General features: G+C 67.9%; 12 protein-coding genes. 6 read left to right on the top strand and 6 right to left on the bottom strand.

Annotated elements, in window-relative coordinates:
• Window position 1 precedes the first annotated feature (1 nt).
• From pheT to rpmI, 5 genes are all read right to left on the bottom strand, one after another.
• Complete coding sequence (pheT, locus tag CA234_RS07445) at window positions 2–2,425, bottom strand: phenylalanine--tRNA ligase subunit beta (protein WP_126001282.1); 2,424 nt, start codon at window positions 2,423–2,425, stop codon at window positions 2–4.
• Entirely contained in the window at window positions 2,422–3,513 is a 1,092-nt protein-coding gene (pheS, locus tag CA234_RS07440) for a phenylalanine--tRNA ligase subunit alpha (protein ID WP_126001281.1), read from the bottom strand. The genes pheT and pheS overlap by 4 nt, the downstream gene beginning before the upstream one ends.
• Window positions 3,514–3,584: 71 nt before the next feature.
• Complete coding sequence (locus tag CA234_RS07435; RefSeq protein ID WP_206431119.1) at window positions 3,585–4,208, bottom strand: LysE family translocator; 624 nt, start codon at window positions 4,206–4,208, stop codon at window positions 3,585–3,587.
• An 88-nt stretch (window positions 4,209–4,296) separates the two neighbouring features.
• Window positions 4,297–4,662, bottom strand: a complete 366-nt coding sequence (rplT, locus tag CA234_RS07430; protein ID WP_010543146.1) for a 50S ribosomal protein L20 — start codon at window positions 4,660–4,662, stop codon at window positions 4,297–4,299.
• A gap of 14 nt (window positions 4,663–4,676) precedes the next feature.
• On the bottom strand, window positions 4,677–4,880 hold the full coding sequence (rpmI, locus tag CA234_RS07425) for a 50S ribosomal protein L35 (RefSeq protein WP_010543145.1): 204 nt from the start codon (window positions 4,878–4,880) through the stop codon (window positions 4,677–4,679).
• A 152-nt stretch (window positions 4,881–5,032) separates the two neighbouring features.
• Here rpmI and CA234_RS07420 point away from each other — a divergent pair, with 152 nt between their 5' ends.
• Both CA234_RS07420 and CA234_RS07415 read left to right on the top strand, forming a co-directional pair.
• On the top strand, window positions 5,033–7,168 hold the full coding sequence (locus CA234_RS07420; protein ID WP_126001280.1) for an AsmA family protein: 2,136 nt from the start codon (window positions 5,033–5,035) through the stop codon (window positions 7,166–7,168).
• A gap of 44 nt (window positions 7,169–7,212) precedes the next feature.
• Complete coding sequence (locus tag CA234_RS07415) at window positions 7,213–8,328, top strand: acetylxylan esterase (RefSeq protein WP_126001279.1); 1,116 nt, start codon at window positions 7,213–7,215, stop codon at window positions 8,326–8,328.
• Window positions 8,329–8,334: 6 nt separating this feature from the next.
• Here the strand turns inward: CA234_RS07415 and hisN are convergent, their stop codons facing one another.
• Window positions 8,335–9,117 carry a histidinol-phosphatase gene (gene hisN, locus CA234_RS07410; RefSeq protein ID WP_125975812.1) on the bottom strand — a complete coding sequence of 261 codons (783 nt, stop codon included), beginning with the start codon at window positions 9,115–9,117 and terminating at the stop codon, window positions 8,335–8,337.
• Window positions 9,118–9,181: 64 nt separating this feature from the next.
• Here hisN and CA234_RS07405 point away from each other — a divergent pair, with 64 nt between their 5' ends.
• The 4 genes from CA234_RS07405 to CA234_RS25165 all read left to right on the top strand — a co-directional run bounded on the left by CA234_RS07405 (window position 9,182) and on the right by CA234_RS25165 (window position 12,568).
• Window positions 9,182–10,249 carry a phospholipase A gene (locus CA234_RS07405; protein WP_241213340.1) on the top strand — a complete coding sequence of 356 codons (1,068 nt, stop codon included), beginning with the start codon at window positions 9,182–9,184 and terminating at the stop codon, window positions 10,247–10,249.
• Between the two features lie 51 nt (window positions 10,250–10,300).
• Window positions 10,301–10,852 carry a redoxin domain-containing protein gene (locus CA234_RS07400; protein ID WP_126001278.1) on the top strand — a complete coding sequence of 184 codons (552 nt, stop codon included), beginning with the start codon at window positions 10,301–10,303 and terminating at the stop codon, window positions 10,850–10,852.
• A 255-nt stretch (window positions 10,853–11,107) separates the two neighbouring features.
• Window positions 11,108–12,169: a GGDEF domain-containing protein gene (locus CA234_RS07395; RefSeq protein ID WP_125975808.1), complete on the top strand. Its 1,062-nt coding sequence runs from the start codon at window positions 11,108–11,110 to the stop codon at window positions 12,167–12,169.
• 270 nt (window positions 12,170–12,439) lie between these two features.
• Complete coding sequence (locus tag CA234_RS25165) at window positions 12,440–12,568, top strand: hypothetical protein (RefSeq protein ID WP_277600210.1); 129 nt, start codon at window positions 12,440–12,442, stop codon at window positions 12,566–12,568.
• The last annotated feature ends 75 nt before the right edge of the window (window positions 12,569–12,643 follow it).

The raw sequence follows: 12,643 nt of genomic DNA, 5'->3' as shown, positions 1-12,643 counted from the left end.
ATCATCCTCGCAGGGTTGCGCCAAGCTTTGCGGCCGCCGCGACGACCTTGTCGGCCACCGCCTTCAGATCCGCGTCGGTGAAGCTCTTTTCGCCCGGTTGCAGCGTGACTTCAATGGCCAACGACTTCTGTCCCTCCGGCACGCCCTGGCCGGTGAACAGGTCGAACAGCCGCGCGTCGACGATCGTGCCCTTGTCGGCACCCTTCACGGCCCGGACGAGATCGCCCGCCGCCAGCGCGGTCGGCACCAGGAAGGCGAAGTCGCGGGTCACCGCCTGGAGCGCCGGGGGCGTGAAGGCCGGGCGGGTGAAGCCGGTCGACTTCTTCGCGGGCAGCGCGTCGAGATGGATCTCCACCGCTGCCACCGCGCCGTCCAGGTCGAACGCCTTGAGCACGCTCGGGTGGACCATGCCGAAGCCGGCGAGCACGGTCTTGGGGCCCAGCCGCAGCGTCGCCGACTGGCCGGGATGGTAGGCAGCACCCGCCTCACCCATCACCTGCAGGTTGGCGACCGGCGCACCGGCGGCCTCGAGCAGCGCCAGCGCCTCGGCCTTGGCGTCGAACGCGGTGAAGGGCTGGGCCTTGCCCGTCTGCCAGCCGCGCGCAGCCTTGGACCCGGCCAGCACGACACCGAGCGTCAGGCGCTCCTTGTCCGCCAGATAGCGGCGGCCGACCTCGAACAGGCGCACGCTGGTGGCGCCGCGCTTGAGGTTGCGCTCCGCCGCCGCCAGCAGGCCGGGCAGCAGCGAGGGACGCATGACCTTCATGTCCTCGCTGATCGGGTTGGCCAGCGTCCAGGCGCCGCCGCCGAAGACGTCGGCCTGCGCTTCTGGGAGGAAGCTCCAGGTAATCGCTTCGTTCAGCCCGCGCGCGGCGGCGGTGCGGCGCATCCGGCGCTCGAGCTTCTGCTCGGGCGTCGCGGTGGGCGTCGCGACACCAGGGGTGCGCGGTAGCGGGGTCGAGGGCACGTTGTCGATGCCGGCGATGCGGATCACTTCCTCGACGATGTCGGCCGGGCCGTCGATGTCGCGACGCCAGCTCGGCGCGGTGACGCGAAAGGCTTCGAAGCCCTCGCCCAGCTCCACCGGATCGCCATTGCCGTCGAGCGGCTGGACGACAAAGCCGAGGCTTTCGAGGATCTCGACTTGGCTAGCGGCCGGCACGGCGAGGCCGCCCAGCGTTTCCGCCAGCATGGGATCATAGCCGACGACCGCGCCCCCCTTGGGCGGCATGCCGCTGCGAGTGACGTCGCTCGGCGTACCGCCGCAAAGCGCCAGCACCAGCCGGGTGGCGATCGCCAGCCCTTCGTCGAGAAATTCGGGATCGACGCCGCGCTCGAAGCGGGTGCGCGCGTCGCTGGTCAGCAGCAGCTTCTGGCCGGTGCGGGCGATATGCTCGGGATCGAAATAGGCGCATTCGATCAGCACGTCGGTCGTGTCGTCCGAACAGCCCGAATGCTCGCCGCCCATGATGCCGCCGATGTCGTGCACCGCCGCATCGTCGGCGATCACGGTCATCGAGTCGGTGAGCGTGTAGGTCTTGCCGTTCAGCGCCAGCACGGTCTCGCCGTCCTTGGCCTTGCGCGCGACCAGCCCGCCCGAGAGCTTCGCCATGTCATACACATGGAGCGGGCGGCCGAGCCCGAACATTACGAAGTTGGTGATGTCGACCAGCGCGGAAATCGGCTTCTGCCCCACCGCCTTGAGGCGCTGCTGCAGCCAGTCGGGCGACGGCCCGTTCTTCACGCCGCGCACGACCTGGCCGTAGAAGGCCGGGCAGCCCGCCGCGTCGTCGGTGCGCACGTCCGGACCCGCGCCCTGCGGCGCGATCGCCGGCAGGTCGGCGATCACCGCGTCGAGCGGCTTGAGCGTACCGAGGCCGGCCGCAGCGAGGTCGCGCGCAATGCCGCGCACGCCCATGCAATCCTGGCGGTTCGGCGTGATCGAGACGTCGATCACCGGATCGTCGAGCCCCGCATAGTCGGCGAAGGCGGTGCCTACCGGCGCATCGGCCGGCAGCTCGATGATGCCGTCATGATCCTCGCCGAGCTCCAGCTCCATCGTCGAGCACATCATGCCGTTCGATTCGACGCCGCGGATCGCCGAGACCTTGAGCTGCATGCCGTTGGCCGGCACCACCGCGCCGGGCAGGCCGAGCACGCCGACTAGCCCCGCGCGGGCATTGGGCGCACCGCAGACGACCTGCAGCACGCCGTCGCCGGTCTCGACGCTGAGGACCTGCAGCTTGTCGGCCTGGGGGTGGCGGTCGGCCGTCAGCACGCGGGCAACGCGGAAGCCGTTCAGCCGCTCGGCGGGATTCTCGACGCCCTCGACTTCGAGGCCGACACGGGTCAGCGCCTCGAGGATCTCGGTCAGCGAGGCCTCGGTCTCCAGATGCTCCTTGAGCCACGAGAGGGTGAACTTCATGCGCCCACTCCCCCGCTCAGCGTGGGCACGTCGAGCGCCGAGAAGCCGTAATGCTTGAGCCAGCGCAGATCGCCGTCGAAGAAGGGGCGCAAGTCGTCCATCCCATATTTGAGCATCGCCAGCCGGTCGACGCCGGTGCCGAAGGCGAAGCCCTGCCATTCGTCCGGATCGAGCCCGCAGGCCTCGATCACCCGCCGGTGCACCATGCCGCTGCCCAGCACTTCCATCCAGCCGCCGCCGGGCGCGTCGCCGCTGCCGCCGATCACGCGCTTGCCGTCCTTCCAGGTGAAGCCGACATCGACTTCGGCCGAAGGCTCGGTGAAGGGGAAATAGCTGGGGCGCAGGCGCAGCACGATGTCGTCGCGCTCGAAGAACGCCTTGAGGAAGGTCTCCAGCGTCCACTTGAGGTGGCCGAGCGTGATGCCCTTGTCGATCACCAGGCCTTCAATCTGGTGGAACATCGGCGTGTGCGTCGCGTCCGAATCCGAGCGATAGACGCGGCCCGGCGCGATGATGCGGATCGGGGGCTTGCTGCTCGTCATCGTGCGGATCTGCACCGGCGAGGTGTGCGTGCGCAGCACCATCGGCCGTTCATGCGCGCCGGCGAGGTAGAAGGTATCGTGCATCGCGCGCGCCGGATGCGTCTCCGGAATGTTGAGCGCGGTGAAATTGTGCCAGTCGTCCTCGACCTCGGGGCCGGTGGCGACCGCGAAGCCCAGATCGGCGAAGATCTCGGCCAGCTCGTCCATCACCTGGCTGACCGGGTGGACCGAGCCGGGGGCCACGCCGTCGACCGGCAGCGTCATGTCCACCGTCTCGCTGGCGAGGCGCGCGTCGAGCGCGGCCTGCTCCAGCGCGGCCTTGGCGGTCGCGAGCGCCTCGGTGACGGCTTCGCGCAGGCCATGGATGCGCGGGCCCTGTTCCTGGCGCTCTTCGGGGGTGAGCTTGCCGAGCGTCTTGAGCAGGCCGGTGATCGCGCCCTGCTTGCCGAGCGCCTGGACGCGCACCGCCTCCAGCGCATCGAGCGCGGTGGCGGCATCGATCGCGGCAAGCAGCTCGCCGCGCAGGGTATCGAGATCGGTGGTCATCGTTTTCCGTTCACTGTGCGAGATGGCTGGAACCCCAGACGGGGCCCTAGGTCAAGGCGTTTGAGGGAACGCTATACCCGACTGCCGAGCAGGGCGGCGCCGAAGGCGACGAATACGCCGCCCGTCACCCGGTTGAACATCCGCTGCCGCGCCGCCGGTGCCAGCCATGCCGCGAGCGAGCGGCCGCCCAGCGCATAGACCGAGAACCAAAAGGCCTCGATCACCGCGAAGGTCGCGATCAGGATCGCCAATTGCGGCAGGAACGGCCGGCCCACGTCGAGAAACTGCGGGAACAGCGCGGCGGCGAAGACGATCAGCTTGGGGTTGGACAGCCCGGTGCCGAGCCCGGTCAGATAGCGCGCCCGCACCGACTGGCGCACCGGCACCGGCGCATCTTCATGGGCTTCCTCCACCGGCGCGCGCCAGGCCTTGATGCCCAGCCACACCAGATAGGCGACCCCCGCATAGCGCAGCACGTCGTACAGGCCCGGCGACGCCTTGAGCAGCGCCCCCAGCCCGGCCGCCGATGCGATCAGGCAGAACAGGTTCGCGCTCATCAGCCCCGCAGTGGTCGGCAGCACGCGGGCCGCGCCCTCGCGGATGCTCTGCACCATCACGTGGAGCATGTTCGGCCCCGGCGTCATCGAAACAAAGAACACGGCGGTGACGTAGAGCCACCAGGTCTTCATCGCCACGGGATCGTCTCCCCTGTTGGAAACCCAAGAAAAAGGGCGCCGAAGCCTTAGCCTCGACGCCCCATTTTCAGCTTGCTCGCAGAACCGCTCAGGCGGCCTGGGGCAGTGCCGCCTTCGCCTGCGCGATGATGGCGGTAAACGCCTCACCTTCGTGCATCGCGATGTCGGCCAGGACCTTCCGGTCGAGTTCGATACCGGCCAGCTTGAGGCCGTGCATGAACTGCGAATAGGTCAGGCCTTCGGCGCGGACGCCGGCGTTGATGCGCTGGATCCACAGGGCGCGGAAGCTGCGCTTCTTTACCTTGCGGTCGCGATAGGCGTACTGGCCGGCCTTTTCGACGGCCTGGCGCGCGATGCGGATGGTGTTCTTGCGACGGCCATAATAGCCCTTCGCCTGATCCAAAATCCGCTTATGCTTCGCCTTGGTGGTCGTACCACGCTTCACTCGTGCCATTTTTCAGGACTCCCTTACTTCAGGCCGTACGGCGCCCACGCCTTGACGTGTGCCACGTCGGCGTCGGCCAGCACGCTGGTGCCGCGGTTGGTACGGATATACTTCGAATTGTGCGAAATCAGGCGGTGGCGCTTGCCGGCGACGCCGTGCTTCACCTTGCCCGTGGCGGTGAACTTGAAGCGCTTCTTCACACCGCTCTTGGTCTTGAGCTTGGGCATTTTCGTCTCCTTATGGTTCGACGATTGCAGACAGCCGCGGCAGCCCTATTAGCCGGACGGTCCCTCGATCGCGGAAAGGCGGCCCCTTAGCCGATGGTTGGGCGTTATGCAACCACCGGGGAACCGCGCGGGCAGCAAGGATTTTGAGGTTCATGGCCGATCTGGACAGCCCCGTTCTCACCGCCGAGCAGGCCCCCCCGCAGCCCCGGCCGGCGCGCGCGATGGGCGCGCCGCTCGCCGCGACGATCGCGGTCGTCACCAGCCTGGTGGGGCTGGCGGTGCTCGCCTGGGCGGTGCTGTTCGTCACCAAGGGCCGGTTCCTCAAGGGCACGTTCGAATTGATCGCGAGCAGCAGCGCAGACCGCAGGGTGCGCGTGGCGGGCGACTTCCAGCTCTATTTCGCGCCGTTCAACCTGAAGTTCGTGGCCGAAGGGCTGAGCGTCGAGAACCCGGACTGGGCGGGCACCAGCCCGTTCTTCACCGCCACCCGGATCGATGCGCGAATCGCCACCTTCTCGCTGCTCGCGGACCAGAAGCGCTTCCAGTGGCTCGGCCTCACCGACGGGCGAATCGACCTGCAATGGGATCGCGACGGGAAGCAGAATACGTGGACCTTCGGCGGCGGCGGCGGCGAGCCGCTGACCATGCCGCTGATCCAGCGCGCGCGAATCGCCGGCACGCAGATCCGCTACCTCGATCCCCGCCACCAGCTTGATGCGGCGATTCGCGTCGACACGGTGGCGGCCGAGGACAATCGCTTCGCCGACACGATCCGCTTCGACGGCAACGGGACGGCGCGTGGGGCCCGCTTCACGTTGGCGGGCGCGCTGCTCTCCTCCAACAAGACGCTGGCGGGCGGCGAGAACCGGTTGCGGCTGCATGCCGAGGGCGTGCGCAGCCGGGTCGACATCGCGGGCACGCTGCCCGGCGCAACGGTGCTGGAAGGCGCCAAGCTCCACATGGACCTGCGCGGGCAGAACCTCGCCGACATATTCCTGCTCGCCGGCATCGCGGTGCCCGACACGCGAAGCTACCGGCTGACCTCGGTCGTCACCAAGGCAGGCGACGCATGGCGCTTCACCGGCATGAAGGGCCGGTTCGGCGACAGCGACCTCGCCGGCAAGTTCACGGTGAAGCTCGGCGAGCCGCGCATGCTGGTGACCGCCGACCTGTTCACCCATGTGCTCGACGTCGTCGATGCCGGGCCGTTCATCGGCTACAATCCCGATGCGCTGGCGGCTCAGGGTGCGCAGGCGGCGGTGACGCAGGTCTCCGGCACGCCGCGGCTGCTGCCGGACGCGCCGCTGCGGATCGAGGCGCTGAAGAATTTCGATGCGAAGGTGCAGTGGCAGGTGCGCACCGTCCGCGCGCCCAACCTGCCGGTGTCGAACATCGAGCTGGGCCTTGATCTCAACGACCGGCTGCTCAAGCTGAGCCCGCTCAACTTCAGCCTGGCGCGCGGCACGGTGAGCTCGGACATCAGCATCGACGCGCGCAAGACGCCGGTGTTCACCACCTACGACATCCGCCTGTCGCCGACGCCGATGGGCGTGCTGCTTGCCGGCTTCGGCGCCGAGCAGTCCGGCACCACCGGCATGCTCAAGGCACGCATCCAGATGAACGGCAGCGGCAACAGCGTCCGTGATTCGCTCGGCACCGCCAACGGCCGCATCGCGGTGATCCTGCCCAAGGGCAATTTCTGGACCCGCAACACCGAGCTCGCCGAGTTCGACATCGGCACCTTCGTCCAGAAGATGTTCGAGAAGAAGCTGAAGGAGCCGGTGCAGATCAATTGCGGGCTGATCGGCTTCACCGTCCGCGACGGCATCGCCGCGGCCGACCCGATCCTGATCGACACGCAGAAGAACGTGATGCTTGGCCGCGGCGGGTTCAGCTTCAAGAACGAGACGATCGACCTCGCCTTCCGTGCCGATTCGAAGCGGTTCAGCCTGTTCTCGGGCCAGTCGCCGGTGGGGATCGGGGGCTATTTCGCCAAGCCGGGGATCAGCGTGATCAGCCCTGAATTGGTCGGTCGCGCCGGTGCAGGACTGGGCTTGGCAATGGCCGCCACCCCGATCGCTGGTGTCCTCGCCTTCGTCGACTTCGGCGATGCCAAGGCCGCCGATTGCGGGCCAGTCCTGTCCGGAGCCACCGCCGCCAGCCAGCGCGACGCGAAGGGCCGCCCGCGCGACGATGTCGGCCGCGGCACCACCGCCAAGTCGGAAAGCGGCAAGGCGAACGTCGGCGAAGAGAAGCGGCAGCGCAAGAAGTTCCTCGGCATCTTCTGATCCGCTTGCACGAGATGGCTGGGCGGGCGCAGGATCGGTGCGCGATGCTGCGCTTGCTGATCCTCTCCGCTGCGCTCGCCATGGCGGGCGACGTTCGACCGCCGCAGCGGGTGAGGATCGCGCCTCCTGCATCGGAGGCACTGGAAGACTTGCCCATTCACGTCGGCGGTAGAGTCGAGGCGACCGCCACCAGCTATCGCCATCAATGGCCGGGCGTCTATTTCGAAGCGGCCTTTCGCGGACGGCGCGTGGTGCTGCGGTTTGACGATGCGATCAACGAATGGCGCGCGAGCATCGACGGCGGGCCGCCGGTGACGATCGATCGCCCGGGCAAGACCGATGCGACGATCGACGGTCTCTCACCCGGCGCGCACCACATCCGGCTCGACAAGGTCACCGAAAGCGCCGCGCCCGCGCGCTTCGGCGGCTTCTTGGTTGGCCCGGGTAGCAGCCTGCCCGCTCCCCAGCCGCGCCAGCGGCAGATCGAGTTCATCGGCGATTCGTCGATGGCGGGCTATGCCGCGCGGGCCGATCGGATCGACTGCACCGAGGCGCAGGTCCGCGCCACCACTGATACGCCCGATGCCTTCGCCGCGCTTGCCGCGCAGCATTTCGGCGCCGACTATCAGGTGAATGCTATCTCCGGCCGCGGGCTGATCCGCAACTTCGGCGGCACCGCACCGCAGGGGACGATGGAGCAGCTATGGCCGCGCCGCCTGCCGGCCGAGCCCGCCCTTTACCGTGATCCGCACTGGCAGCCGCAGATCGTGATGCTCAAGCTGCAGGCCGATTTCGCCGGCTTCCGCCCCGATGCGCGCTGGCCGACGCTCGACGCGCTCGTCGCCGACTATGCCAAGCACTACGGCCAGTTTCTCGCGCGGCTGCAAGGCCGCTATCCACGCGCAGTCTTCCTCCTCTGGTGGTTCGACACCAGCGGTGCACCGCCCGAGCAGGTCGCGATGCTGCGTGCGGCGGAGACGCAGATCGGCACCGCGGCCCGCACGGCCGGAGCCCGAGACATACTGTTCCTGCCCTTCCCCACCGCGGAGTTTCGCGCCACCGCCTGCCATGGCCATTACGGGCTGGCGGAACAGCGCCGGATCGCCGACTGGCTGGTCCGCACGATCGACGCCCATCCCGCTTTCTGGGACGGGCGCTGACCCCAATCAGTGCCCTCGGCAGTCCATCGCCTCGAGAATGTCGTCGATCCGCGCCGGGTCGCCCGCCGCGATCACCTCGCCGTTGCTGCCGGCGTGGAGCGGATCGCCCTGCCAGTCGCACATCCGCCCGCCCGCGCCTTCGATCACCGGCACCAGCGCGGCGAAGTCGTGGAGCTTGAGGCCGGCCTCGACGACGATGTCGAGCCAGCCGCTCGCGACGCAGCCATAATTGTAGCAGTCGCCGCCAAGCACCGTGCTCATCACCTTGGCGTCGAGATGCTCAAAGGCGTGCAACTGGCCGTCGTCGAACAGCGCGGGCGAGGTGGTGGCGAGAATCGCCTGGTTCAGCTCGCGGCAGATGCGGGTGGTGGCGGGCTTGCCGTTGAACAGCGTCTGGCGGCCGGTGACGCCCAGCCAGCGCTCACCGATGATCGGCTGGTCGATCACCCCCAGCACCGGCCAGCCATTGTCGACCAATGCGATCAGCGTGCCGAACACCGGGCGCCCGGCGATGAAGGCGCGGGTGCCGTCGATCGGGTCGAGCACCCATTGCCGGCCGCTGGTGCCTTCGCGGACGCCGAATTCCTCGCCGATGATGCCGTCCATCGGGCGCTCGGCGATCAGCAGCTTGCGCATCGCCTCCTCGCCGGCGCGATCGGCGAGGGTGACCGGCGACTGGTCCTCCTTCGCCTCCACGCCGTGCTCGGCGCGGAAATAGGGGCGGATCGCGGCGCCGGCGGCGTCGGCGAGGCGGGCGGCAAGCGCGATGTCGGTTTGGGAAACGGCCATGCCCCAGCCCTACCGGGCCGAATTTGACTCGCCAAGGTCACAAACGCCTGCCACTTCCCGGAATATGCGTGGTATCGCCGTCCTTCCCCTGCTCGGCCTCTGCTTTGTCGCCCTGCCTGCGCTGGCGCAGGTCCGCGCGGTGCCGGCCCAGCCCGCCTCCGAACAGGCGGCGCTGCGCGGCGTCGAGGTGTTCCTAGTCAACGAGGGCGAGGCGCCGATCGCCGATGCCGGCCCGCGCCAGCTCGAGATCACCGCCGCCGACGGCACCCGGCTGATGCTGGAGCGCACCCCCGGGCCGACGCCCACCATCGCCCCGCACGGCTTCGCCAAGGCGCGCTACGTGCCGGTGGGGGTCGCCGGGCTCGCGGTGCCGCCGGCGGCGCAGCACAAGCCGGCCGAGATGCCCGAGCAGGAAACCGTGGTGCAGAGCTCGACGGGCAGCTCGAGCGGGCTGCTCGCCCGGTTCGAGCCGCACGAGCCGATCTACGGCGCCTTCGGCACCGACGATGCGGGGGGCAAGGTGCAGGTCAGCTTCGCGGTGCGGCCCTTCGCCGAGGATGCGCCGCTCCAGCTCGGCAATTTCCGCTTCGCCTATACCCAGACGATGTTCTGGGCGGTGAACGAACCCTCAGGTCCCTTCCGCTCGACCAACTACAGCCCCGAGCTCTATGCCGATGTGCCGGTCGACGAGACGGCGCGGGTCGCGCTCGGCTGGCGGCACGATTCGAACGGGCGCGGTGTCACCGATTCGGTCGACATCAATCGCATCTTCGTGCGGGGCGAAAAGACCTTCGATCTGGGCGGCGACTGGCGGATCGACATCGCCCCGCAGGCCTGGGTCTATGTCGGCAGTAGCGGCACCTTCCACGACATGAAGGAGTATTACGGCTATACCGCGCTCGCCACCTCGATCCAGCAGAAGGACGGCATCAAGCTCGCGCTCACAGCGCGCGGCAATGTGAAGACCGGCCACGGTGCAGCCGAAGCCTTTGTCTCCTATCCGCTGCGGCGGCTGGGCGGCGGCCTGGGCATCTACCTCTTCGGACAGGCATTCACCGGCAATGGCGAAGCGCTAGACCGCTACAACGTGAACGACACGCACGCGCGGATCGGCATCGCCTTCACCCGCTAGCCGCCGCGTTCGGGGTGGCCTAGACACGGCCAATTATCCTGGGAGACCGATATGCGCCTGAAGCTCGCCCTTGCCGCCCTTGCCCTGCCCTTCGCCGTGATGCCGGCGAATGCGTCGCTCACCACCGGCGCCAAGGCCCCCGTGTTCATTGCCAAGGGCGCGGCGGCCGGCAAGCCGATCACCGTCGACTTGAAGGCCGCGCTCAAGAAGGGCCCGGTCGTGCTCTACTTCTTCCCGGCCGCCTTCACCTCGGGCTGCAACGCCGAGGCGCATGCCTTTGCCGAGGCGCTGCCCGATTTCACCAAGGCAGGCGCGACCGTGATCGGCATGACCGCCGGCAATGTCGACCAGCTCGAACAGTTCAGCAGCCAATATTGCGCGGGCAAGTTCGCCGTCGCCGCCGCGACGCCCGAGGTGGCTACGGGCTATGACGTGGCGGCCAAGAAGCCCGACGGCACCGTCGCCAAGTTCACCAGCCGGACCAGCTATGTGATCGCGCCCGACGGCAAGGTGCTGTTCGTCCACTCGGATCCGAACCCCGCCGACCATATCCGACTCACCCTCGCCGCGGTGGAAAAATACCGCGCGACTCACCGGAACTGACGCGCCAGGGTCCCAGCGCCGCGCTTTTCGTCGTACCGATCCAGAGGGCATTAAACCTTCGGATCGGTACCAGTTCACCGTGAAAACTCGCCAAACCTCTGGTTTACGGCCATAATGCGCCGACTGGTGCCCTGCCTCGAAGGTGCGCGCGTTCAGGATGAACGTACCGGCAACTCAATATTAGCACTCTCTGCTTATTCGTTGTGCGCAACATAGCGGCCGTCATGCCGTGATTTGCACGGGGGTTAGGAGCGTATGCGCATCGCGCGTGCCATTCGTCCAGAGATGGAAGGAGACGAGGGCCGAGCGCTTTTCGAGCGGATCGGCGCGTTCCTGCTCGACCAGCGGCTGGCACCGACGCCGACCAACTACGCCTTCGTCCACCGGCTGTTTACCGAACCCGAAGACGCACTCGCCCGCGCCGTGGAGTTGATCACCGAACGCGGCGTGCGGATCACCCCGCGCGACATCCAGACGCTCAGCGCAGACCACAGCCCCGAAGATCCGTCCGACGGCCATGCCGATCTCAAGGCACGCACCGAAGGCTTGGTCGCGCGCACCCAGATGCAGGTCGAGGGCTTTGCCGACATGGTGACGGCGATGCGCGCCGAAACTGCCGATTTCGGCCGCGACCTGGCGGCGAGCGCCGAGGCGATGACGACCGGCGGCGACGTGCCGCAGGCAAATGACGACGTCGTCCGGATCACCGCGGCGATGCTCGACCGCATCCGCGTCGCCGAGGAAAAGCTGGAAAGCACAACGCGCGAGGCGAACGACCTGCGCGAAAAGCTGGAAGAAGCGCGCGACAATGCGCGCCGCGATCCGCTGACCCAGTTGCCCAATCGTCGCGCCTTCGAGGAAGCCTTCGCCGCGCAGGAGGCCGCCGGGGGCAGCATGTGCATCGCGGTGTGCGACATCGATCACTTCAAGTCGGTCAACGATCGCTTCGGCCATGCGGTGGGTGACCGCGTGCTGCGGGTGATCGCCGACGCGCTGAGCCTGTGCTGCCGCGGGCACCTCGTGACGCGCTATGGCGGCGAGGAGTTCGCCATCCTCTTCACCAACGTGCCGCTCGACCAGGCGCGCGCGGTGCTCGAGCATGCCCGCGGCACCGTCCAGGCCAAGCGCTACAAGCTTCGCGACAACGACGCGCCGCTGGGCGAGATCACCTTCTCGGCCGGGCTGACGCCGGTGGAGCCGGGCGAGATGCACCAGACCGCATTCCACCGCGCCGACCGGCTGCTGTACCTGGCGAAGCACGAAGGCCGCAATCAGGTGAAAATCGGCAGCGCCAGCTATAGCGAATTTCGCCGCTGAATGGCGAAATTTACCAACGTTCGTCTCGCAATTCGCCCTACTTGTGTTCGGAATTGCAGCTCATCATAGGAATTACAGCTACTTAGCAGAGTTGGCACGCTCCCTGCAAAACTGCTGGCATCGGCCGTCGGATGGCCCGTCCGCCGAACCACAGGGAGTAAGTACCATGACCGCTCGTCTCGCTTCGCTGCACCAGACCATCGCCGTCAGCGCCGCCGTCCTGCTCACCGCCGCGCTCGTCCTGTTCTCCACCCCCGTGATCCCGGTCGCATGATCGCGCTCGCACAGACGGAGAAGATCAGCATGTTCCGCAGCTTTCTCATCGGCGTCGCATCGTTCGGCATCACCAGCGTGATGATCCTCGGCAGCAGCCTGCAGGGCTCCAGCTTCCTCGGCTGACCCTGCCGGCCGCCCCGGCGGCCCCTTTTATCTGGAACTTGGGGCCCATGCGCCCGGTTCTTTCGGCACCCCCCC

Origin of the sequence: Sphingomonas sp. ABOLE (assembly GCF_003950455.1) — a bacterium.
GTDB classification, from domain to species: domain Bacteria; phylum Pseudomonadota; class Alphaproteobacteria; order Sphingomonadales; family Sphingomonadaceae; genus Sphingomonas; species Sphingomonas trueperi.
The sequence above is the reverse complement of the archived record's forward strand: the minus strand, read 5'-3'. Positions and strand labels throughout refer to the sequence as shown.

Excerpts from the sequence above, each read along its gene's own strand:
- pheT (WP_126001282.1), bottom strand. The coding sequence starts at position 2,425 with ATGAAGTTCACCCTCTCGTGGCTCAAGGAGCATCTGGAGACCGAGGCC.
- pheS (WP_126001281.1), bottom strand. The coding sequence starts at position 3,513 with ATGACCACCGATCTCGATACCCTGCGCGGCGAGCTGCTTGCCGCGATC.
- rplT (WP_010543146.1), bottom strand. The coding sequence starts at position 4,662 with ATGGCACGAGTGAAGCGTGGTACGACCACCAAGGCGAAGCATAAGCGG.
- rpmI (WP_010543145.1), bottom strand. The coding sequence starts at position 4,880 with ATGCCCAAGCTCAAGACCAAGAGCGGTGTGAAGAAGCGCTTCAAGTTC.
- CA234_RS07420 (WP_126001280.1), top strand. The coding sequence starts at position 5,033 with ATGGCCGATCTGGACAGCCCCGTTCTCACCGCCGAGCAGGCCCCCCCG.
- CA234_RS07415 (WP_126001279.1), top strand. The coding sequence starts at position 7,213 with ATGCTGCGCTTGCTGATCCTCTCCGCTGCGCTCGCCATGGCGGGCGAC.
- hisN (WP_125975812.1), bottom strand. The coding sequence starts at position 9,117 with ATGGCCGTTTCCCAAACCGACATCGCGCTTGCCGCCCGCCTCGCCGAC.
- CA234_RS07405 (WP_241213340.1), top strand. The coding sequence starts at position 9,182 with ATGCGTGGTATCGCCGTCCTTCCCCTGCTCGGCCTCTGCTTTGTCGCC.
- CA234_RS07400 (WP_126001278.1), top strand. The coding sequence starts at position 10,301 with ATGCGCCTGAAGCTCGCCCTTGCCGCCCTTGCCCTGCCCTTCGCCGTG.
- CA234_RS07395 (WP_125975808.1), top strand. The coding sequence starts at position 11,108 with ATGCGCATCGCGCGTGCCATTCGTCCAGAGATGGAAGGAGACGAGGGC.
- CA234_RS25165 (WP_277600210.1), top strand. The coding sequence starts at position 12,440 with ATGATCGCGCTCGCACAGACGGAGAAGATCAGCATGTTCCGCAGCTTT.